Source organism: Dictyobacter kobayashii (genome assembly GCF_003967555.1).
In the GTDB taxonomy this organism is placed as follows: Bacteria; Chloroflexota; Ktedonobacteria; order Ktedonobacterales; family Ktedonobacteraceae; genus Dictyobacter; species Dictyobacter kobayashii.
The window spans coordinates 171,345-193,809 of the sequence record NZ_BIFS01000001.1 but is presented as its reverse complement, the minus strand read 5'-3'; the positions used below and the strand labels follow the sequence as shown (position 1 = coordinate 193,809).

At 47.6% G+C, this 22,465-nt stretch carries 22 protein-coding genes; 10 read left to right on the top strand and 12 right to left on the bottom strand.

Annotation, left to right across the window (positions count from 1 at the left end; all coding sequences use genetic code 11):
• Nucleotides 1-229 precede the first annotated feature (229 nt).
• The 3 genes from glk to EL645_RS00800 form a co-directional block, all read right to left on the bottom strand.
• Nucleotides 230-1,228, bottom strand: a complete 999-nt coding sequence (glk, locus tag EL645_RS00810; protein ID WP_126548287.1) for a glucokinase — start codon at nucleotides 1,226-1,228, stop codon at nucleotides 230-232.
• Between the two features lie 398 nt (nucleotides 1,229-1,626).
• Entirely contained in the window at nucleotides 1,627-2,169 is a 543-nt protein-coding gene (locus EL645_RS00805) for a type 1 glutamine amidotransferase (protein WP_126548286.1), read from the bottom strand.
• A gap of 201 nt (nucleotides 2,170-2,370) precedes the next feature.
• Nucleotides 2,371-3,786, bottom strand: coding sequence for an amino acid permease (locus EL645_RS00800; protein ID WP_126548285.1), 1,416 nt, complete (start codon nucleotides 3,784-3,786; stop codon nucleotides 2,371-2,373).
• A 669-nt stretch (nucleotides 3,787-4,455) separates the two neighbouring features.
• Here EL645_RS00800 and EL645_RS00795 point away from each other — a divergent pair.
• Both EL645_RS00795 and EL645_RS00790 read left to right on the top strand, forming a co-directional pair.
• On the top strand, nucleotides 4,456-4,833 hold the full coding sequence (locus EL645_RS00795; RefSeq protein ID WP_126548284.1) for a zinc-ribbon domain-containing protein: 378 nt from the start codon (nucleotides 4,456-4,458) through the stop codon (nucleotides 4,831-4,833).
• Between the two features lie 311 nt (nucleotides 4,834-5,144).
• Entirely contained in the window at nucleotides 5,145-6,356 is a 1,212-nt protein-coding gene (locus EL645_RS00790) for a WD40/YVTN/BNR-like repeat-containing protein (protein ID WP_126548283.1), read from the top strand.
• Here EL645_RS00790 and EL645_RS00785 read toward each other — a convergent pair.
• The 3 genes from EL645_RS00785 to EL645_RS00775 all read right to left on the bottom strand — a co-directional run bounded on the left by EL645_RS00785 (nucleotide 6,345) and on the right by EL645_RS00775 (nucleotide 7,736).
• On the bottom strand, nucleotides 6,345-6,734 hold the full coding sequence (locus EL645_RS00785; RefSeq protein ID WP_126548282.1) for an MBL fold metallo-hydrolase: 390 nt from the start codon (nucleotides 6,732-6,734) through the stop codon (nucleotides 6,345-6,347). The genes EL645_RS00790 and EL645_RS00785 overlap by 12 nt on opposite strands.
• 92 nt (nucleotides 6,735-6,826) lie before the next feature.
• A complete protein-coding gene (locus EL645_RS00780) occupies nucleotides 6,827-7,246 on the bottom strand; it encodes an MBL fold metallo-hydrolase (RefSeq protein WP_126548281.1) in 420 nt (139 codons plus the stop codon).
• Between the two features lie 31 nt (nucleotides 7,247-7,277).
• Nucleotides 7,278-7,736 carry a hypothetical protein gene (locus tag EL645_RS00775; RefSeq protein WP_126548280.1) on the bottom strand — a complete coding sequence of 153 codons (459 nt, stop codon included), beginning with the start codon at nucleotides 7,734-7,736 and terminating at the stop codon, nucleotides 7,278-7,280.
• A 218-nt stretch (nucleotides 7,737-7,954) separates the two neighbouring features.
• Here EL645_RS00775 and EL645_RS00770 point away from each other — a divergent pair, with 218 nt between their 5' ends.
• The 3 genes from EL645_RS00770 to EL645_RS00760 all read left to right on the top strand — a co-directional run bounded on the left by EL645_RS00770 (nucleotide 7,955) and on the right by EL645_RS00760 (nucleotide 10,772).
• Nucleotides 7,955-8,401, top strand: coding sequence for a response regulator (locus EL645_RS00770; protein ID WP_126548279.1), 447 nt, complete (start codon nucleotides 7,955-7,957; stop codon nucleotides 8,399-8,401).
• A 286-nt stretch (nucleotides 8,402-8,687) separates the two neighbouring features.
• The gene (locus EL645_RS00765) at nucleotides 8,688-9,650 is read left to right on the top strand and encodes a S1C family serine protease (protein ID WP_126548278.1); all 963 of its coding nucleotides are present in this window, start codon (nucleotides 8,688-8,690) and stop codon (nucleotides 9,648-9,650) included.
• Between the two features lie 120 nt (nucleotides 9,651-9,770).
• Nucleotides 9,771-10,772, top strand: a complete 1,002-nt coding sequence (locus EL645_RS00760) for an NAD(P)H-dependent flavin oxidoreductase (protein WP_218031651.1) — start codon at nucleotides 9,771-9,773, stop codon at nucleotides 10,770-10,772.
• Nucleotides 10,773-10,840: 68 nt separating this feature from the next.
• On the opposite strand, the gene EL645_RS00755 is transcribed toward EL645_RS00760, so the two are convergent.
• Nucleotides 10,841-12,277, bottom strand: a complete 1,437-nt coding sequence (locus EL645_RS00755) for an acetate--CoA ligase family protein (protein ID WP_126548277.1) — start codon at nucleotides 12,275-12,277, stop codon at nucleotides 10,841-10,843.
• Nucleotides 12,270-13,232, bottom strand: coding sequence for a PAC2 family protein (locus EL645_RS00750; protein WP_161977001.1), 963 nt, complete (start codon nucleotides 13,230-13,232; stop codon nucleotides 12,270-12,272). Before EL645_RS00750 ends, EL645_RS00755 begins: the two co-directional genes overlap by 8 nt.
• 269 nt (nucleotides 13,233-13,501) lie before the next feature.
• On the opposite strand from EL645_RS00750, the gene EL645_RS00745 reads away from it, so the two are divergent.
• The 4 genes from EL645_RS00745 (at nucleotide 13,502) to EL645_RS00730 (ending at nucleotide 17,242) form a co-directional block, all read left to right on the top strand.
• Nucleotides 13,502-14,446, top strand: a complete 945-nt coding sequence (locus EL645_RS00745; protein WP_161977000.1) for an RluA family pseudouridine synthase — start codon at nucleotides 13,502-13,504, stop codon at nucleotides 14,444-14,446.
• Between the two features lie 40 nt (nucleotides 14,447-14,486).
• The gene (locus EL645_RS00740; protein ID WP_126548274.1) at nucleotides 14,487-15,032 is read left to right on the top strand and encodes a hypothetical protein; all 546 of its coding nucleotides are present in this window, start codon (nucleotides 14,487-14,489) and stop codon (nucleotides 15,030-15,032) included.
• 336 nt (nucleotides 15,033-15,368) lie between these two features.
• On the top strand, nucleotides 15,369-15,722 hold the full coding sequence (locus EL645_RS00735) for a hypothetical protein (protein ID WP_126548273.1): 354 nt from the start codon (nucleotides 15,369-15,371) through the stop codon (nucleotides 15,720-15,722).
• Nucleotides 15,677-17,242, top strand: a complete 1,566-nt coding sequence (locus EL645_RS00730) for a MutS family DNA mismatch repair protein (protein WP_126548272.1) — start codon at nucleotides 15,677-15,679, stop codon at nucleotides 17,240-17,242. Before EL645_RS00735 ends, EL645_RS00730 begins: the two co-directional genes overlap by 46 nt.
• A gap of 76 nt (nucleotides 17,243-17,318) precedes the next feature.
• Here the strand turns inward: EL645_RS00730 and EL645_RS40440 are convergent, their stop codons facing one another.
• Together EL645_RS40440 and EL645_RS40435 are read right to left on the bottom strand one after the other, a co-directional pair.
• Complete coding sequence (locus tag EL645_RS40440) at nucleotides 17,319-17,594, bottom strand: hypothetical protein (RefSeq protein WP_218031650.1); 276 nt, start codon at nucleotides 17,592-17,594, stop codon at nucleotides 17,319-17,321.
• 44 nt (nucleotides 17,595-17,638) lie between these two features.
• Complete coding sequence (locus tag EL645_RS40435) at nucleotides 17,639-17,989, bottom strand: hypothetical protein (RefSeq protein WP_218031649.1); 351 nt, start codon at nucleotides 17,987-17,989, stop codon at nucleotides 17,639-17,641.
• Nucleotides 17,990-18,408: 419 nt separating this feature from the next.
• On the opposite strand from EL645_RS40435, the gene EL645_RS00720 reads away from it, so the two are divergent.
• Nucleotides 18,409-20,343, top strand: coding sequence for an ABC-F family ATP-binding cassette domain-containing protein (locus tag EL645_RS00720; protein ID WP_126548271.1), 1,935 nt, complete (start codon nucleotides 18,409-18,411; stop codon nucleotides 20,341-20,343).
• 33 nt (nucleotides 20,344-20,376) lie between these two features.
• On the opposite strand, the gene EL645_RS00715 is transcribed toward EL645_RS00720, so the two are convergent.
• Complete coding sequence (locus EL645_RS00715) at nucleotides 20,377-21,324, bottom strand: tetratricopeptide repeat protein (RefSeq protein ID WP_126548270.1); 948 nt, start codon at nucleotides 21,322-21,324, stop codon at nucleotides 20,377-20,379.
• A gap of 209 nt (nucleotides 21,325-21,533) precedes the next feature.
• Nucleotides 21,534-22,034, bottom strand: coding sequence for a hypothetical protein (locus EL645_RS00710; protein WP_126548269.1), 501 nt, complete (start codon nucleotides 22,032-22,034; stop codon nucleotides 21,534-21,536).
• Between the last annotated feature and the right edge of the window lie 431 nt (nucleotides 22,035-22,465).

Below are 22,465 nucleotides of genomic sequence, written 5' to 3'. Positions count from 1 at the left end.
TCAGGTTTTTATGCGAACAGAGCAGGAAAATATCTTCCTACGAAGGTAGAGAACCAGTTTTGATAAATCGTCAGCAGTGGACGATGGTTCTCCTTTCGCATTCAGTATGCTGGTTGTGTATCGCATATGTTTGCCACAAATACTATATCACGTTTGTGAATTTCTCGCAGCGAAAAATTCATTAGAATAGTATGGATTGGTAAACGCCAACCCGCTCCAGTCCTGGCTTTTAGCTACGAGCATAGAACATTTTCAAACCATAGCCAGCAGCCCCAAGTAAGGCAGCTCTACCAAGAATGATGTAAATGGGTATACCCTTCAGAAATTCGGTAAAGCGACCTTTACTGATAAAAGACTGCAAAAAACGTCCATCTCCCAGTGTGTTCTGCAGGTGTTCAACGATGCCGCCAGATAAATAAAGCCCACCAGTTGCCAGTTGCTTCAGAACCAGGTTACCTGCTTCACTACCAAGGATATGCAGAAACATGTCCAGCGTCCTCATCGAAAGTGCGCAGGGCTGCTCTTTATCTAGTGCTGCATTGAGTATATGGCGTGTATATGTATGCCTCTCACCAGTAAACTGAGCTACTACCGCTGGCGTTTCCGATGCATAGCCAGTGTCCTTCAGGTAGTCATAAATATTTGGAATCCCGATGCCAGAACAAACTGTTTCTGCGCTTACATGTTTGGTCTGTTTCCATAGCGCTTGAAGAAGTTTTATCTCATCCTCATTTTCCGGGGAGAACGAGGAATGTCCACCTTCAGAAGCATGTGCTCTATATTCGCGCCCATCCCAGGTAATAAATGCCTCGCCCAGGCCAGTACCTGGAGCGAGGATGGCTTTGGCGCCATTGGCAACAGGTTTGCCAACATTAACGACCTTAATATTGGTTGGAAGCAGATGTGGTATAGAATTAGCAATCGCCTCCAGATCATTCATCAAACGAACCGATGTAAAACCGGTAGTCTGTTTGAGTTCTTCCTCATCAAGTTCCCAGGGCAAATTAGTAAGCTTGACATGGCCATTGATGATAGGGCCAGCCACCGCGAAGCTGGCATGGTGAATAGGAAGATGTACCTCCTCCCGAAATTGATACACAATGGCTTCCAGATTAGGAAAGTCTGTACTGGGATATTGTCTCTGCGCAAGAGGTTTATTGGGACTTGTTTCAGACGCATATGCAGCAAGGAGAGTTTTTGTACCACCAATATCGCCAGCAAGAAGCATCTGCCTACCTCCATAAGAAACGTGTTCGGTTAATCAAGTGCAAAAAACTTTCTCTGACCCGAGGGAAAATAACTTCAGACACTATCACGAATCGTAATGATGTTATGTTTCTTATGCTATCTCCTGATGGCGCTACTCTCCAATGAAGAACGCATGTATGGTCCTGTCACATAATGAGAGCATCTCAGCAAGAGCGTTTCTCAAGCTCGCTTTATTCAATCAGAGTACTCAAACGTAGAAAGTTTTCGATGAGTCGACAAGAGTGATCGTGATAGAGCGGATAAAGTTGTGGGCGCTCATTTAAAATTTTTGCATACGAGTAGATACCACGATTTTCGATAAATTCAGTGCGTGAGCCAGGATCTGTCAGCCAATGCTCAAGCATTTGAGCTGTCAGTTCAACATGATGTTGCAAACCATAGGCATGGGAACCCTATTTTAAATACATGATGTTTACCTGAAGAATGACTGGCCAGCACAGTTGCACCTGGAGGTGGATCAAAGATATCTTCATGCCACTGGAAGGCCTGCTCATAGTCCTGAAAGCCTTGGAAGAGCGGATCGTGTTGACCCTTTTCAGAAAGGTGGACGCGCAAGAAGCCTATCTCTATCGGAGGTTGTGGATGAACATTGCCACCAAAGGCATGGGCTAGAATCTGGCTCCCCAAACAGATACCCAGAATTGGTATTTGTTGTTCTACAGCATGGCGCAGGAGCAACTCTTCTTCTCGCAGATAACGGTAGCGGCTCTCATTCTCTTCGTAAACATGTTGTGTGCCACCAAAACTAACAATGGCATTGTAGGGTGTAAGATCTGGTAAATGCTCGCTCGCAACCTGAACGATATCATAAGGTACTTGATGCTGGCGCAATACTTCTCCGACCAGACCCGGAGGATTGATCTGCACATGTTGTAGCAGCAGGACACGTTGATTACCCAAATGCTAGCTCCTTCTTTGACTTGCGATGTAGATTGGTCCCTTCTAATAATGGGTACGCAACCGTTGGGAAGAGAGTTTCTAGTTCTATCTACCGAGGAATAGGGAGAGATAGGCGGGGGCAGCAGGTTGAGAAAGTAGACCGACCTCAGCCGGGCAGGAGAGCCTCACTGACTCTCCTGCACCGCCAGATCATGGGGTAATTTATTGGACAGCTGTTCTTTCTAACTTACTTGCGTGACGACTGTATATGAAGTAGACAATGAGCCCCAGCACCAGCCAGATCAGAAAGCGCAAGATGGTAATCAGCGGGAGGCTCACAATCAAAACTAACGAAGCTATGATTGAGAGAATTGGAATTAATGGTACAAGTGGAACCCTGAAGCCACGGTGCAGATCAGGTTGTGTACGCCGTAATATCAATACGGCCGCCGAAACGAGCACAAATGCTGTCAACGTGCCAATATTTGTCAACTCGGCCACAATATCAATTGGAGTCAATCCCGCTACCGCAGCCACAATGACACCAATCAAAATGCTGGACAGGTAAGGGGTTTTGAAACGAGGATGGATACGTGAAAAGAACGAAGGCAAGAGGCCGTCTCGTGCCATCGAAAAGAAAATGCGGCTCTGGCCATAGAGTAAAACCAGTAAGACCGTTGTCAATCCGCACAGGGCACCAATGGAGATAATCGATCCAGCTGTATTTAAACCGATGAGGATCAATGCATGAGACACAGGTGAGGCGACATTAAGTTTCGTATATGACACCATACCGGTTAACATAGCGGTGACCAGAATATATAGCGCTGTGCAGATAGTCAAACTTAGTATGATACCCAGGGGTAAATCTCTAGAAGGATTGCGTGCCTCCTCCGCTGAAGTGGAGATCTGGTCGAAGCCAATGTAGGCAAAGAAGATAATACTTGCACCTCGGAATACGCCCCCGGCTCCAAAGGGTAAAAATGGATGCCAGTTGGCCGGATTGAGGTGAAAGGCGCCGATGACAATAAAAACGAGGATAACCGCAAGCTTGATGCCCACCATTATATTATTGAAACTACTACTCTCTGAGGTACCAATAACCAATAAAGCCGTGATAAGTAAGATAATAATCACGGCTGGTAAATTAATGATGCCACCAGAAAAAGGAGAAGCAGTCAAGGATTGAGGAATGGTGATATTGAATAGCGTTTTTAGCATATCAGTAAAATAGCCAGCCCAACCAATACTTACCGCTGCCGCTCCCACTGCATATTCCAGTACCAGATCCCAGCCAATGATCCAGGCGATCAACTCGCCCAGGGTCGCATAAGAATATGTATAGGCGCTACCAGCTATGGGGACAGAACTGGCAAATTCTGCATAGCATATGGCTGCTAAGCCGCTGGCGATACCGGCAACAATAAATGACAGGATCAAGCCGGGGCCGGCATATTTAGCAGCAGCCACCCCGGTTAAAACAAAGATACCAGTGCCAACAATGGCTCCAATACCCATGGCAGTAATACTGAACAGTCCCAGGGTTCGTTTGAGGGAGTGTTCAGTTTCACCGCCTTGCTTTAGCATAAGGTCAACAGGCTTAACGCGCCAGATATTACTACGCTCAGATCGAGACATTTGTATCTCCTTTTTCATATATAATGAGAGTGATAGTAAGCGCAAAGAGTGCAACCACCTGGCAGTCCACTATGTTTCTTCCATATGACTGCTCTACAATTGCTGATTTGTGGTGGCGGTGCTAGCCGCTTGCAAGCGGCGTTGACGATTGCTTTTAAGTAGCATGTGGTATCGCAAATATACACAGGTATATTGAGGAACACGATTGAAGAGAAAAGAAGGTTACAGATTGCTAGCTTGTCAGCCTGCTAGTACTCATTGTACTATCTTTCCCACCGTATTTAGATTGCGGGACTTAGAGGCTACGAGGTTGTATAATGTAGCTAATGTAACAGAGGAAACGTACCTTAAAGAGGAGAGTAAACTTTATTGCTTATCTCGTTTCTATATACTGGCTTTGTTGGATCTATCACCACAAGAAATCAAAAAGTTTTAAGTATATTGTAGTGATAGTATTGCAAAAAAATCTATGCAGGTATAAAGAGAAAACTCTCCGTTCTTATTCGTTACTATATATTTCGGCCGGTGCGCGCTGTATCTCTCTATTCTTACATACCAGGAGTGGAGGATTTATGTTTCTGCTGGCAATTGGGGCGCAGTTGCTGATGATAAAAGAAACATATATATACATATACACTAGCGAACCGTGTATCGATGGAGGAGAAGATTATGCAGTGTCCCAATTGTCATGCCAGGTATACAGAGGATGATCTGTATTGTCAGAACTGTGGAGCTGATCTTACAAAGAAGACGACCAGCATTATACCCATACAAGCCAATCTACCTGCAGTGCTCTATAATTCCCAGTTGCCTCGCAATGTCGCAGCAAGCGTAGGAGCCGTAGCCGTTGGATTTGGGATAGAGCTTTTGCGCCGCAATCTTCTGGCACGTTTACAGCCGAAACGCGGAGTTGAGCGAGCCTTACCGGCACTCGGTGATATGAAAGATCTGGTATTTCCACAGCATAAATCGCCCAAACTTCCCAAGGGCTATGAGATTGAAGAAACTATAGTGTCAGTACGCCGTGTCATCCGCCGTACCAATTAAGCAGCTATCTGTGTACAGTGTTATTGTGATGAGTAATGAGCATGTGCGGTAGCGTGGCAATATTAGAGGACCCTTGCATAACCTCTACAACGGAATTAGTGATAAATCAACTTCTGACTGACCATTAACCACAGCCCGGTTGTATATCAATAAGTTAGTTTAAACCGGGCTGTCTGTGCATATCTAAATGAATGGCATAACCTTGGAGTATGTGCTATCATTTCAACCGACTCACTGGAACAAGTTCACTTCGCATCCGTTGATCTGGTCATTCCAGTGGGGGAAGGATATTTGCAGCAGAAGAGGATCCTATGTATTGCCTGTTAACGAAGTTACGCATTTCGCGTTTTCTCCCATTGAGTGCACTTTGCCTTATATTACTACTCGTTCTGGCCGCCTGCGGTACCGGTTCAGGTATTCTGAATAGCGGTGGAAACTGGCAACCTGCCGGTATCAGTGGTTTTCGTTTCCTTTCCCTGGCTACCGATCCTAATACCCCACAAAAGATATTTGCTGGTAGCGAGCAAGGGGCTATTTTTGTAAGTTCTGATAGTGGTGACCATTGGGTTCGCACCAGGACTGATATCGCTCATCCGGCAGCTATAAACGCGTTAAGTTTCGATAAAACTGGCCAGCAATTGTATGCTGCCAGCGATAGTGGTTTATGGTTGAGTAAGAATGGTGGGCAAGCATGGACTGCGGTAACCAATACAAACTTACCGCCTGATAAATACACCGCCCTGGCATTCGACCTGAAGACAGCCAGCCATTTCTATGTGGGAACCGCCCAACATGGAATTTTTATGAGCACCGATGCTGGAAATGGCTGGACAAGTATTTCTAAAAATCTTCCACCTGCTGTAGCTGTGAAAGGCCTGACATATGACTCTGACCAGCATCAGCTCTGGGCAGCTACCTCTGCAGGTATCTATCGTACCGCCGATCAAGGGGCAACCTGGACATCCCTCAATCAAGGGTTACCGGCTCATGTGGCGACCAATGTGGTGATGCCTGCTAGCCTGACCGGAGGCGAACAAGGCCTGATCTATACTGGAACTGCGCAAGGCTTCTTCATCTCCCAGGATAACGGAGCCCATTGGGCGCCTGGTAGAGACAGCCTCTCGGTGGTTTCTATCACTTCCATTGTGTTAGATTTTCGGGCAACAGATAGCAAAACTCTCTACATAGGTACCGGCGCCGGAGCACTGCAAAGCGATGATCAGGGTCAGAGCTGGCGGGCAGTGGCGCCTGGCCTACCGAGGAGTACCACCGTTAGTAGTCTTACCCTGGGAGGTGATCATTACGCACAACTGGTCGCAGCCGTGAACGATGTTTATCTCTACCCGGGTAACAATAGTGGAAATGGTTCGAATATCTTTCCAATTCTGCTCTTTATAGGCTTCTTTGCGCTGCTCTATTATTTTGCTCAAGGAAGACGGAAGCGGCGGCTGAATGCATTGTCTACACCGGTATCAGAAGACGAAGCGACAAAGACTGAGCCCCCGGCTCCATCAGAGCAATAGCCATTGCAGTACGTAGCGCACATTGTTTTCATGTACCTCGCGATAAAAAGCATGATCAATGTCTGAAGCAGCGTGGCTAACGATCTCATCATAGGGATACTGAATGAGGCTCGAAAGCCACGCCTGTTCAATATTCGGTGCATGATGGGTGGCCAGAAAATTGCGCCAGCGCTTCTCTATGGTGCGTACATATGACAGATTTTGATCCAGGATCGTAGGGCTGGTAGTTTTTCCGTGCGAGCACAATACCACTTGCGCGCCCAGTTCCTGCATGCGAGCCAAAGAATGTAACATTGCGCTAACACCCTGAGCATTCTCGATGGTGGGAAATGGCCATTCTGCGGCATCAAAAGCGAGCAGGAGTTGCAATTCCGGCACCCAGAGCACGCTCTGTTCGGGGCAATGGCCGGGCGTTGAGAGTAATTTAAGTGTCAGGTCTCCCCCATCAAGAGATAACGTATGTTCAAACGCTATCGAAGGGGGATGAGGCGGACATTTTTGAAGATAGGAAAGCGTTGTTGATATTGTTGTAAGAACGCTTGTTGTGTAGGATTAGACATCCGTTGCGCACACAACGATTGTGCAATAATGAGCGCAGCCTTATTCTCGACAAAAAAGCTATTGCCCCATGTATGGTCCCAGTCAGCATGGCTATTGATTACCAGCACCGGTTGTCCGGCATATTGAGCCTGGATATCATGTAACATAAAGGCAGCATCTTCCGGGCAAAGAAGCGTATCACAAACAGCCAGCAAGCGTTCTGTTCTGATGATATAAGCGTCCACCTGTAACTCATCGAACTCGCCGGGAGCAGTAAATAGGCGCCGGAAGATGTGTACGCGTGGATCAAGCTTTAAATCTTGTACCTGAAAGAGTATCGATTGTGGCATAGCCTGTGCCTATGGCTCTTTCTCTAAAGAATTAATGGTGAAGAGAGCCAAGAAATGCAACCAGAAGATAGAGAACATAAATCAGCACACAGACCATAATGCATGCTACATAGCATGTAATATTCCAGGCCCGCTTATTATTTAGTGCCTGTCGTAATTGTTCCCCCATATCCGGAGGGTCCAATTCCATATCAGGACAAAGCTCCGTAATTCTGGGAAGCATTTCACGAAAGTCCTTGGCGTTCGTCATACCTTCAGCAAGAATGATCGTTTCACCATCATCCATATCCGCCATTAAGACGAGTTTGGAGGGAGTTGGTTCACCAGGTACGAGCGTCAAGCGCCGAATGGCCTCTAATTGTACCCGTAGTTCTTGATCTTGTTCTATCCCTGTGACGACAAGTTCATCATAGTAAAGCTGAATTTCTTTGCCCATCCCAAAGCGTACGACGCTGATAGGATGTTTACGCACTATTTCATTATCACTCATGCATTGTTCCGTTTTTTGAAATCAAAAGTATTGCCTAGATTGTACACTAAGTTCATTGAAGCGTCGAGGGAAAATGATGGTAATCTGTTGGCTCTTTTCTGCCGCGACAATGGTCAGCTAGCCGAGATGGGGTAAAACTAGAGATATTCTTGACATGAGTGTATAGAAACATTACAATTTTGACGAAGTCGCCATCAGACAAGGATTACAAATATTCTATGGCCCAGGTAGGTCTACTTGAAGACAATGCACGTATCGCAAAGCTTTGTGCAACGATGTTGCAATATGCAGGTCACCAGGTTATTGTGTATGAGCATCCGCGTGAATGTTTAGATGATTTACTGCCAGAGGCAGATAATAACGCATCTAAAACGTATCATGCTATAACAAAGCGAACATTGCCTGTATTGCCGGTTGATGTGCTAATTTTAGATTTGCATCTCCCGGATATGACAGGCATAGATGTGTTGCAATTTTTACGTGCCAATCCTCGCACTCGATCTTTACCACTGATTTTTTGCACCGCCGCAACTGCTTCTGAAGTTGCCAATGCGCTCAGCATTGCGCCTCAGGCAAGCTTTATTGAAAAGCCATTTACGTTTCAGGAATTGATTTCCGCAATCACCAGTGCGCTAGATATGAATGGAAACGGAAGCGCTAATTAAACCGGTTGCGTGCAAGTTGTCTGGTAATGATCTCTATCCTGTAAGCAGGGTATCTATGTGCAACCCCAATGTTTGACAAGAAAATGACCCAATATATGTATTTGCTTGATTTTAGTACATAGTTTTGTCGGTAGCTTGAGCTTTAAGGGAGAAGCGCCAGCGAAGAATTGAGCTTATAGTATCTACTCCTATCAAAGATTGTGATACAATAGATATCAATCTGGATGGGTTGTTGCCTCGCACGCATAATTACTCTGACCAGGTTCCACAAGAAAGTTAGCGAATTATGAGTACATATGAGCGAGATGCGCTGGCTATGGATGCTTATTCCAACGCTGTAACCGCTGCTGCTGAGCGTGTAGGCCCGGCTGTTGTACGTATTGATATTGAGCGTGATATGGCGCCCCGTTATGGACGCTATGCACCTCCTCCTGGTGGTGGTATAGGATCAGGCTTCATTTTTTCCTCAGATGGTCAGATCTTGACCAATGCGCACGTGGTTGAAAAAGCCAAACGTATCTCTGTGACCCTGGCAGATGGACGTAAATTTCCAGCGGGTCTGGTCGGGAGTGACCCCGAGGTAGACGTAGCCGTACTACGTATTGGCGCCGATCACCTCCCCGTTGCAGAGCTAGGTCGCCAGCCGCTACGGGTTGGCCAGTTAGTCATTGCTGTCGGTAATCCATATGGCCTAAACTGGACCGTTACCGCCGGGGTGGTAAGTGCTCTGGGTCGTACCCTGGATGTACCGGGTTCTAAAAAGATGATCAATTTGATCCAGACCGATACCTCGATCAATCCTGGCAATTCTGGTGGCCCACTGGTAGATAGTGCAGGCCGCGTTGTAGGCATCACCACTGCCATGCTACCAATGGCGCAAGGGCTTGGCTTCTCTGTCCCTCTGGATACCATGAAGGCGGTGCTGGCACGCTTGACGCAAAAGCGCAACGCCGTTCCTGCAGGCGTTTCTCTGGGTGTGGGAGGGATGCGCGTATCCCTGGACGAAAGTTTACGCCGCAGCCTGGGTTTAAAGCAGCAACTGGGAATGGAGATCCTGGAGATTCGCCCGGGCAGTGCTGCTGTACAAGCCGAGTTGAAGCGCCAGGATATTATTATTGCGGCTGACGGAGAAGCCGTGACCGAGCCCCGAGACTTACAAAGGGTTGTGCGCAGCCATAGCATAGGTGAAAAAGTGATCATTACTTTCCTACGTGGAGGCAAGCAGCGTAAAGTCACGGTTGTCCTATAAAGCCCGGTACGTTATGATGTAGACTAGATATGTACATTCCTTATTGAATTGCATGCCTGGATATTCGTTCGCTATGTGCCCAGGCATGCATATTTTAACGAGAAAGAGGGTACCTGGTCTATGTCAACGCTACCCGCGAAGATGCATACGCGTTTTACGGAATTGCTGAATATTCGTTATCCGATTGTCCAGGGTGGACTATCGCATCTCTCCTATGCCGAACTGGCCGCCGCCGTATCCAATGCTGGAGGGCTGGGTCAGATCGGCTGTGCCTGCTTCGCAACTCCTGAGGAATTAAGGGCCGATATACAAAAAGCCAAAAGACTGACGGACAAGCCTTTTGGCGTGAATTTTCCTATCGGGCACGTATCGCTGGATGGTTTTCTAGAAGTCACATTAGAAGAAGCACCAGCCGCAATCAGTATTACTGGTGGCAATCCTGAAAAGCTCTTACGGAGCATTCAACAGAGCGGAGTCAACGTACGCACCATGGTTCTGGTAGCGGGTGTACGGGCGGCTCAGAAAGCCGAAAGCCTGGGAGCGCACGCGGTAATTGCGGTCGGATTTGAGGGTGGTGGACATCTAGGGCGTGATGATATTGGTACCATGGTTCTGGTCCCTCGAATACTGGACTCGGTGCAGATTCCTGTGCTGGCCAGTGGAGGATTGGCGGATGGTCGGGGATTGGCCGCCGCTTTAGCTCTAGGTGCAGATGGTATTGAGCTGGGTACACGTTTTGTGGCGGTACGTGAGAGCAACGCTCATCCCGCTTATCAGCAGGCGCTGGTTGAGGCCAAAGAAACGGATACCATAGTCATCGAACGGGCCATTGGCCGACCAGCTCGTGTACTTAAGGGACCAATTCCAGATGCTATTTTGCAAATAGAGCAAGAACTGGAACGCACTCAGTCCACTCCTGAAGAGCGTTTACAACGGCTCTTACCACATATACGTGGAGAGGTAAATACGCGAGCCTCATTAGAGGGTAAATTAGATGAAGGCTTTGTATGGGCTGGCCAGATGATTGGATTGATCAATGATATTCCTAGCGCCCAGGAGCTGATTGAACGCAATGTAAAAGAAGCGTATGAGCAGGTCCAGCGCCTCCAGCAGATATTTTAATAATTAAAAAGTAATAGAAAGGCTCTTCTAGCCACTCGCTAGAAAAGCCTTTCTTATATGCTAGTGAACTAATATTCTCGGGCCGTCTCCAGGAACTGTCCAACCTCTGTCAGGGCAGCCATCGCGCGACACGTTATTTCTACCGACTCATAGTAAGGAATATTTTCCTCACGCAAAAGCTTGAGTGCAGGAATATCATGGCGAGCATAGACGGTCTGGACCAGCACAGGTTTTTTATATCGTTTTACCAACTGTCCCAGCATGCGTGCGGCAGCCTCTTCCCGAGCCCCGAAATCTTCGGAAAGTAACATGCGATACCCACCAAAGAGTCCGGTGATGATTACCCCATCGACCTCAGGATCTTGCAGGCACACTTCTGTGATGGTAGCAAATGACAGTGGATCTTCATCAGTTGCGCCAGCGACATCAATAGGGTTTGTTGGGGTTGCACGGGCAGGCATAAGTTCACGGAGCTTTTCCTGTGTTTCCGCACTTAAAACTTCTATTTCCATGCCTGCGCGGACCGCTGCGTCGCCGGTAGCAACAGAGCTTCCGCCTCCATCCCCCACAACGGCAATACGACGGCCGCCTTTAGGAGTGGGGGGCTGCACCGCCAGGGCCTGTGCCACAGGAAACAGCTCATCCGAGCGAAGGACACGGATGACACCGCTACCCAGCAAACTGGTATCGTTATCAGGCCGGACAGTTGCCTGGGTACCAGTATGGGCCAGAGCGGCACGTACACCAACCTCAGTCGCGCCACTCAGGAAGATGACCGTAGGCTTATAATTTCCATTGGCATACATCTCCCTGGTCACCTGTCGCAGCGTTTCTTCCTGGATCGCCTCCACATAGCCAGCTATAACTGTTGTTTGGGGGTCCGTAGCTAAATACTGCATACACTCTGGGAAGGAGACATCAGCGGCATTACCGACGCTAAGAAAGGTATTGAAGCCAAGTCCATCCAGATGGGCCTGGGCATACCAGTACATGCCCAGATTCCCACTCTGTGATACCAGGCCAATCGGTCCAACTGGCAAGGGAAAGACCATACCAAGCGCATTGAGCTTTGAGCGATGGACATACAGACCCATGCAGTTGCTTCCAATAATGCGGATACCATGTTCACGGCAACGGGCAACGATCTGCTGTTCCAACGCCCGGCCTTCAGGACCTGTCTCGCTGAAGCCAGCAGTAATAATGACGATACCTTTCACGCCATGGGTGATACAATCCTCAACCCCTTTTTCCACGTGATTGAAAGATGTGGCAATCACCGCCAGATCGACATGTCCAGGAACATCTCGCAGACTGGGATAGGTAGGTTTTTCCAGTATCTCTGATACTGATGGATTAATTAAATAGATATCGCCGGCGAATCCTCCGGCGATCAACTGTTTAGCCGCGACGTGTCCCCATTTTTGTGGGCACGAGATGCGCCCAGTATCGCTACTGAGCGCGGCTGTAGAACCTCTTCTAATGAATAGGGTGAAATACTCATTCACTCTCCTCTTCGTCGTCAGATTGTTGAGATTGCCCGTTGCCTCGTTGTTCGCGTAGTAGTTCCTCTACATCGCGTATAAGGCTATCGGCGCTGGGTAGGGGGCCGCTACTGGGTGCACGATCTGGACTTATCACCAAATCCTCCTCATCTTCATTGTCATCGGGATCAACCCCATTGGCAATCTGTTCCTCCAGTCGACGTACATACTCGCGTGCCTCAGGATCTTTCGCGACCAGGGCTGTGACCTGTTCTTCGAAACGTACGGCATCCGATTGAATCTCGTGTAAATCCAGTCCGAAGGAGAGGAATTGATTAAGATAGGTAAGGAGCGCAGCCGTTACTTTGACATTGGGAGTAGCCGCCAGATAATGAGGCGCTGCAGCCCAGAGCGTGGCTGAGGAGATCCGTGCATGGTGGCTTGCATCATGCAAGACACCAATCATACCAGTTGGACCCTCATAGCGTGAATTTTGAACATCCATCTCATGGAGACGCTCCATGACTTCATTATCCGCCGAAGCCCCAGTAATGGGAACCGTAAGGGAATGAGGCACATCGGCGAGCAAAGCGCCCAGAAAGACCACTTCAGATGCATGGAATTTTTTACACACATCTAAAAATGCAGTACAAAACGTCTTCCATTTCAGTTGTGGCTCCGTACCAAGAAAGAGGATCACGTCACGATTGAGCTCTAGATCAGTATGGGCAAAGAACTGATTGGTAGGCCAGGTAATACTACGCTGGGCGCCATCGACATATTTAACAGTTGGACGAGTTTCAGTAAAAACAAAAAAGTCTTCCGCGTCTATTTCGGCAATTTTTTCTGGTGACCACTGGTCAATAAGAAATTTTATAGCTGTTGTAGCAGAATCCGCAGCGTCGTTCCAGCCTCCGAAGGCCACGACGACAACCGGTTCACGTAATTCTGGCTGATTATGGTAGTGTATTTGTGACATGTCCATCCCTCTTTATCTGCCTGTTTGGGTCTTTTCCAAGCAAATATGTTGTTACCATTCTATCACATTCGCACAATCCCTTATTTTCTTAAAACCGCTCTACAAGCCATTTGAGAATAGTTTTTCTCGTACAATACATGCGAATAAAGTCTCTCATAACTATCATTTACCAGCTAGCCGCACGCTTATTCGTCTATAAAAAGAAAGAGACTTTTAGCTTTCGAGGTTATAATATTGACGTCTCACAGAGAAAAGCCTATACTCACGGCATGGAAATTGCTGACGTCTCACTTATTTATCAAGATCATTACCTCCTGATCGTTAATAAGCCGGCCGGTCTCGTAATACATCCCACATATAAACACTCAGATGGGACTATGTGGGATGCTGTGCTGTCATATTTAGAAAAGCAGGGAGGGGATGACTGGCAGCCTCCTCACCTACCTGATGATCCTGAATGGGCTGGTGCTCCAGCGGCTATTCAAGATATGCTGCGCAAGAAGCGTCTTGAACGATTATGGAAAGAAGATGGTTTGTTGCCACGACCATGTCTGGTGCATCGCCTGGACAAAGACACATCAGGTATTGTCGCACTGGCGCGCACCGAGCGATCACGGCGCCACCTGATCAAGCAATTTCATGATCACACAATTGACAAACGTTATCTGGCCGTAGTTGCGCGTGGAGCATATGAGTGGGCGCGACCGCGTACCTCTTTCACGATTACCAGGCATGCCGCCGATGGTCAAGAAACGCTTGTGGATGGTAATTGTTTTTATTCCGCCGACAGTAAAGATGAGTTTATTCTGGATGGTCCTTTACAACGCGATCCTGATGAACGCAGGCGCTGTATTGTTGGGCCTGAAGGCCAGGCCTCTCGCACAGCCGTGAGAGTGATAGGCGTGGAAGAGCCATTTGCCCTGCTGGAAGTACGGCCGATTACCGGACGTACTCATCAGATTAGAGCTCATCTTTCAACTGCAGGTAGCGCCATCGTGGGCGATCAAATGTATGCACCGCTCGAACATACTGGCGCGACCAATCCTCCCTTAGCACGTCAATTTTTACATGCCTATAGCCTGACGCTGCGGCGCTATCCTCAGAATGATGCATGCCATTTCAAAGCAGCATTGCCTGAGGATCTTTGCTACTGGTTAAAGCACAGTTGCCCTTCATTGTGGAAATCCTGGCTCACCCTGCAAGGGCAGCCTTAAATATGGGCTATATTGGCATGATGAAAGGTATACATCATCAATGGGAACCGAAATTTATCCTCCAAATACAGGTCCATTAGCCCAATTAAGCGCGGAAGACAAAAAGAAACGTCTGGATGCTATGGTCAAAATCTGGCAAAGCGACACTGAAAAGCGCTGTCAACCTGAAAATCTCCCTGCTTTTATCGCCACAACAGGACTGGATGAGTACCGCTATTCGGTCTGGCTACGTTTCCCTGAATGGGAGCGCAGTGCAGTTGTTGGTCAGGTATTGACTTTACAGCGCTCGCCGCAAGGTCAAGAGCGCCCCGTCCTCTTCAGCCAATGGCGGCATGATCCATTATTGCAACAGATGCCCGACTGGAAGCAACAACTTCCCAACGAGAATGTTTTTAATATTTCGGTGCGCATCACTCCTGGCAGCCTGGGTGAAGGAAGTAAATGGGCGATTGTGATGCCAAGAGACCTGGTACCACGCTACAAACCAGGCTGGCCTAAACAGCAGGACTGGGTTAGCTGGACCCAGACTTTTGATTGGTTGGCGGTTAGCACCAGCTTCGTGCATGGCCTGTTGGATGCCCTTTAGCTGATTTCAGCTTTTCTGTTGATGCAACGTCTCTTTATTTTAGAATGTGTCTTCCTGCTATCATCATGGGAAGCGTGCCGCGCTTGTGCGGACGTGCGCTGGCGCGCCCGAGCTTGTTTTTCTTGTGTGTGCATTTTCTTGTGTGTGCATTTTCTTGTGTGTGCATTTTCTTGCACCACACAAGAAAACTTCTTGAGCTCCAATGGCGCTCAAATCTAGTTGGCAGATATACGATGCAACAAAATGGCAATAAAAGCATATATGTATATGGTAAATAAATTTGCTCATTGAGTATCTTGCGTTGTGTCTTTAATTCAACCTTCAAAAGGAACATATATGGAATCAATGTCTTCACAACAGGAAGCTTTGGACCGACAGTTGGAGCGTGTAAAACGACGATTGGCGCGAACCCAACTACTTGACCAGAATAACAAGGTAAGAACCCTGGCAGTAGTTGGCGGCGGCATCTTTCTAACCATTGTCGGTCTGGCCACGGTACACTTGCTAGGCTTTATCTTCTTACTGGCAACCGCCCTTGGTTTTTATCTGCTTGCTCGTTTTCAGCCCAATGTAAATCAAAGCGTTCTGCGCTACCAGGTCTGGTTAAGGCTATTACAGGCTCAGAAAGCTCGCCTGGCCCTGGATTGGGATGGCATGCCCCCGTACCAGCGCGTGAAGAACAAGAAGTAGATCATCCTTTTGAAACTGATCTGGATATCAGTGGTGAGCGCTCGTTACATCGCTTGCTGAATACCGGGGTCTCTCTAGAAGGAACACTACGTTTACGGGATTGGTTATTAGAATTAGAGCCAGATAGCGCTATCATTAACGATCGCCAGGTTCTGGTGCGTGAGCTCATTCCACTGACACGTTTTCGCAATAAATTGTCACTGTATTCGCTATTTGCCACCCGTTTTACAGATGGGCCAGTTGATGGCGATCGTCTTTTAGATTGGCTTGAAGCGCAAGCAGAATCCAGGCAAACCCTGCCAACCCTGCTGGTAGCTTGTGGACTGGCAGTTCTCTTCTATCTCTCGGTGCTTCTATTTTTATTCGAACACATATCGCCCTTATTTTGCGTAGTTACGCTGATTGCTTCCTTTATCTGGTACTTGATGACCAAAAAAGAGCAAGGGCATCTGGCTGAAGACACCCACACACAGAGGATCGCTTTCGGACAATTGCAGCATATTTTTGGCTACCTTGAAAAGTATCCTTATGCCAAAAAATCACGACTATATAATCTTTGTGAACCTTTCTTTGGACATGGGGACCATCGTCCCTCCGTCCTGCTAAAACAGCTAGAGCGAATTACTAGCCGGGCCACATTATCTCGTAGTCCTGAGGGCTGGACAATCTTAAACGCTTTTATCCCGATCGGGGCCATCACCGCTTATCAATTGGATCAATGCAAGGCCTTGATTGCGCAATATCTTCCGATCTGGTTGGATGTCTGGTATGAACTGGAAGCTACCTGTTCGCTAGCCAACTTCGCTTACCTCAATCCAGACTATACCTTTCCCGAGATTGTGGCTGGAAAACAAGGGAGAGATACCACCGTCTTTCAGGCCAGAGGTATGGGACATCCAATGATCAAGAAAGAGCGCAAGGTTGCCAATGATTTCCAGGTGGATGAAGAGGGTGAAATCCTGTTGATTACCGGCTCTAATATGTCCGGCAAAAGTACCTTTTTACGCACTATTGGTATCAATCTTTGCCTGGCTTATGCTGGCAGTGTGGTTAACGCAAGTTCATTACGAACCTCGCTGTTTGAAATCTATGCCTGTATTCGTGTCACTGATTCCCTGGCCGATGGCTACTCGTATTTCTATGCTGAAGTTCGGCGTCTGAAGGGTTTATTGGATGCACTTAATGAAGGGACTCATTATCCTGTCTTCTTTTTAATCGATGAAATTTTTAAAGGCACCAATAACTATGAGCGACTCATTGGTAGTGAGGCCTATATTCGTGCCCTGGTAGAAAAGAAATGTACCGGCGCCATCTCCACCCATGATCTTGAGCTGGTTAAACTGTCTGAACTCTATCCAATCATTAAGAATGCACACTTCCGGGAAAATATCATTGATGACCAAATGGTATTCGAATATCTGCTGCGCGAAGGGCCCAGCCCTACCCGCAATGCCTTGAGGATCATGCAGATGGAAGGTTTGCCTGTCAATTGGGAAGCGGTTTCACCATTTCAGCCATAATGGTCTCTGGCAGGCTTATAGGCACAAAAGAGGAGCAGCAGACATCTTTTCTGCTGCTCCTCTTTTGAAAAGAGGATTATAAACCGAGTGTTCCGGTATGTGGTTCACTCTGCTTACCACGTAAATACTCAGCACATGTACGATAGGTTTCTTCTGTAATCAGACCTTTCGACATATAGTGAGTAAGCATTACGTCAAGTTTTAAGATGCTTATCAAATTATATCCATGACGGCGTAAGCGCTCGGCAGCGCCATGTTCGCGGTCAATGAGCACGATCACATCTTTGACTTTCAGGCCATTTTCTTCAAGGAGCGATGTCGTCTCGAGGATACTTCCACCACGAGTGATCAAATCGTCAATGATGATAGCCGTATCACCTTGAGTGAAATGTCCTTCTATTCCACGTTTGCCAGTCCCTTCGGGCGGCTACGTGCATAGATAAGAGGAATATTCGTTTCTAATGAGTAGGCTGTAGCCAGTAAGAGTCCACCAACCGGAACCCCCGCAATAACGGAGAAGGGGTGAACACGCGGACGACGTAATGATTGGGCTAAATTAATTTCTTGTTGCATCAGTTTGCTTGCAACACGGAGAGCGGTTGGATTACTAATCAAGACTTTAGGATTGACAAAAACGGGAGAACTTACAGCGGATTCACTCACTGTAAAGTTTCCAAATTGTACGCCTCCAAGGTCAAATAGTATTTGGGCCAACCACAAATTATCCAGAGACTGCTCTTTCGCCACCTCAGCATCCTTTCTCTTAGCAGAAGGATTTGTTTCCTAAGTATATCATAATCGCATAAGTTCAGCCAACTTTTTATTAGTAGCTGACTGAATTATATAACTTCATGTGTAATTCCTAAGCTGAAGCCGCGCTTGTGTGCTGAGTTGTGTTTGAATCCTGCTGACCCTTCACAACGCCACAAACGAGAAATTTCAAAGTGAAAGTTACACATAGCGTTATATACGATTCCTTACAACCTCTTTCTTTTAGATTTATGGTGCTAAGTATTTTGTACGTATTATGGAGATCCAGGTTGTAAAGCGAATAGGGGAACTGGCTATATAGACGATATGAACTCTTGCACCAGTTGGGCTGATATGGTACGCTACCCCAAACGTATATGATAAAATCATGCTTTTTGAGATTTGGGTGAAGACATATGCCAGTAATCAGTATCATAAATTTAGGGAAGTCCTTTGGAGCAGAAAGAATTTTTTCTGGTCTGAATTTTCAAATTGATCCGCAAGATCGAATTGGCCTCGTCGGACCCAATGGAGCTGGAAAGTCCACACTGCTCAACATCCTGGCTGGGCGCGAAGAGCCAGATGAAGGCACAATCGCAATTGCGCGTAATACACGCATTGGATACCTCACTCAGATAACGGATTTTCAGCCAGATAACAGCCTGCGTGAAGAGATGCTCTCAGTTTTTACACAGTTACGACAATGGGAGCAGGAGCTCAGTGAACTGGCCATAGCAATGTCATCGACGCAGCCTGATACAGATCAGCACAAATCCTTGTTGCAGCGCTATGATCAGTTACAGGTACGTTATGAACATGCTGGCGGTTATACCTATGAGAATCGGGTTGATCAAGTGCTGGATGGCCTTGAGTTCACGCGAGAGCAGCAATCATCGCCGGTTATGCAGTTGAGTGGTGGTCAGCAGACGCGTGCAGCATTAGGAAAGCTTCTTCTGCAAGAACCTGAAGTCCTTTTGCTAGACGAGCCAACTAACCACCTGGATCTAGCCACACTTGAATGGCTCGAAACTTACCTGTCCTCCTGGAAAGGAGCAATGGTAATTGTGGCCCACGATCGTTATTTCCTGGATAAGGTCGTATCGCGCACTATAGAGCTAGCTTTTGAGCGCATCGAGGAATATCCGGGCAATTACACAAAATATCTCTCTTTGCGCGAAGAACGTATGGAGAGGAGGCGCCGTGAATATGAGGCACAGCAGGCGCACATTGCGCACACAGAAGAATTTATTCGGCGCTATAAAGCGGGCCAGCGGAGCCGAGAAGCACGAGGGCGGCAGACCCTGCTAGATCGAATGGAGCGTGTAGAACGTCCACAGGATATGCCAGAGCTCAACTTTGAGTTTACAGCCGTCACCGATAGTGGTCTGGTTGTCATTTCAACCCAGAAGCTTGCCGCCGGCTATGCTAATGGCACAAAGCTTGCCGGGCAATCAGAGAACCAGGACAATATACTGGTACAGGTAGCTGACCTGGAACTACTCCGGGGTGATCGCGTTGGTCTAATTGGGCCTAATGGAGCTGGTAAGACCACTCTGCTCCGAACTTTAATTGGAGAGTTACCACCGCTCAATGGTCAGGTGCATATCGGCCACGGAGTGCGTATCGGTTATTATTCTCAAACCCACTCGGGCTTAAATATGGAGCGTAGCATTGTAGATGAAATACGCCAGGTCAGCGTACTGAGTGAAGAAGGTGCTCGTAGTTTCCTGGGGCGTTTCCTCTTTTCTGGCGATGATGTGTTTAAGCAAATTGGCTCCCTGAGTGGTGGTGAAAGAAGTCGTGTTGCCCTGGCTAAATTAACCCTGCAGGGTTCAAATTTGATGGTGCTAGACGAGCCGACGAATCACCTGGACCTGCAATCACGCCAGTTCCTGGAAGAGGTATTGGGAGAGTTTGATGGGACCCTACTCTTCGTCTCTCACGACCGCTATTTTATTGATAGTCTGGCCACCAAAATATGGGCCATCGAAGATAAAATACTCTATCCCTACCAGGGTAACTACACAGAATATCGGACGCGTCACCAGCAAATAGTCCTTAATACGCCGAACAACAAAACAGCGGCCAGGGCGGCGCCAGCGAAAGTTGCTCCAGCCAAGCCAGCAGGCAAGAAGCAGGCCAAAGTAAAAGCCAGAACTCTGGAAGACGTTGAGAAGGATGTGGAGAAAGCCGAGGCACAGGTGAAATCCCTGGAAGACGCGCTTTCACAGGCAGCCCTTGAGGCGGATGGTGAGAAATTAACACAACTTTCTGTAGACTACGAGCAAGCCCGGGCCCGGGTAGATGAATTATTGCAGGAATGGGAACAGCTGGCAGATATGGCTAGCTAGTGGATATTATTAGCACCCGGCAGGTAGCACATGCTACCTGCTTTTTTTGCGCCGTAAACGTGTAGGTAAGCCACCAACAAAGCCACCCAGTGCCAGAACAAGTGGCACTATAGCTGCGATAATCAGCCATACAACCAGGGTCAGCGTAGGCATAAACAGCGTTGGATGAAGATTGATCTGATGGATTAGCGAAGCCTGCCCGAACTTGTAAACCCCACCCAATACAGCCACCAGTGCCACCGAAACCATGATAGTTTCAAGCAGCAAGGCAAAGCCATAGCGAAAAGAGCCATGTGCAGCATTCACACAAAGGATCGCCATACCTATGCATGCGATAAAGAGTCCGATGTAAGGAATCGACGCCACGAAGGTTAGCAGTCCAATTCCAACCAACCCCAGCACGATACCAAGGATGCTGAGTGCAAGGCCCAGCATAAAACCGTGGGCTATATTGATAGGCGTTTCCGTCGTGTTTAATTTACTCTTGGGTTGATCCTCTGTTTGGGTTTGCGCAACGGCCAGATTACCCATAATATTATTTTTAATCGCATAGGTTTCTGGATTCTGGGCATCCAATTCCAGTGATCGTTCCACCGCCTCGAGTGCCAGTTGATGCTGTCCCAGATTACTAAAAACCACTGCCCTCATACTCCAGCCCATGGCATTATTAGGATCAAGCTGAAGAATATGCTCAATAGTCTGTTGGGCTTCAGCATAGCGGCCTGCAGTACCCAACAACTGCCCTTTTAATATCAACGCAGGCAGGTCATTTGGCATCACTTGCAAAACCTGTTCAACCAGATTAAAGGCTTCCCCATAATTTTGCGCCTGAAATAGCTGTTGTGCCCTGGCTATCATTTGTTGGCCCTGTTGTTCGCGCTGTTGCTCCAGATCAGAAGACATGATCTGACCTGTTGTGGATTGCGCTGGCGCCTGTACAGGAGGGACTGTCGCTGTTGGCGTGACCGTAGCAAAGGGCATATTCCTTTTCAAAAGTGAGCTACTAGTCTGTGAACCTGTAACAGGTGGAACTCCAATAGAAGATAAATTGGCTGAAGTACTTTGTCGGACAGGAGCTATCTCTGGTAGAGCCCCTACAAGTGTAAAAGGGATTTGTTGTTGTCCAAAGAGTTGAGGGCGCTGTTGTTCGCCAAGGACTCCAAAGAGGTAAGCATGTAACTTTGTGAGAGTTACGGTCCCTGTTGCCTGATCAACTGCTGGCCGCAGAGGCCAAGGATCATTTGATGGGCCAGGGGACCTAATCCTCGCTCGCCCGCTTCGGGAGCCCGCTCGTTTCCTCGACAAGAGGACATAAACAAGCGATTGGGCTGCGACTGCAAAATAGAGAGCACTGAATTGCCCAACAGGGGTTTAGAATCATACGGCGAGGTACGGCGCATATTCCAAATCTGCCCTGTCTGGAAACAATCAAAGATACACAGCACCTGTGAGGCTCGACTGTGGGTCAAAACATGCTGAGCAAAAGAATGAAGGCTCAAGCAGGTACTTAGATCCTGATAACGTGAATTTGTCAGGGCCAGATATCCTTCGCCTGAGCGTTCATCGATAAAAGCGTGGCCAGCAAAATAAAGCAGAATTGAATCGCCTTCCTCTGCTTTATGAAGATAGATTTGCGTGATCAGAGATTCTATAAGTTCCTTTGTGGCATGTTGACCCTGTACGAGCTGCACATCTGGGGGAGACCATTTGCCCCTTTATTATTGACCAACCACTGAGCAAGTGCCCGAGCATCATTTTCGGCAAATTGTAGCGGACGAAATGCGCTATCCTGATACTGATTCACGCCTATGATCAATCCTATATGCCTTGGAGGCTCTTTCTGTGGTGGCGTTTTCGTCAACTCTCCAGAATACATTTTGTTCCTTCCAGTTTTGATACAGTGAAATATTTTTTCCCTAATCTTCTATTATCAACTAGAATGGATAAGATATTTCCCCTTATGGAGGCGTAGATCATCGTCTATAAGCGCATGACCAGACTGTGTGCCTCTCTCCATTCAATGCGATGGTAGGGTAAGCTAAGCAAATAACTGCTTTCATTGTAATCGTGTTCTGTCAGACTGGCAAATCCTTATTGTATTGTGATGCTGTGTTGTTTCATC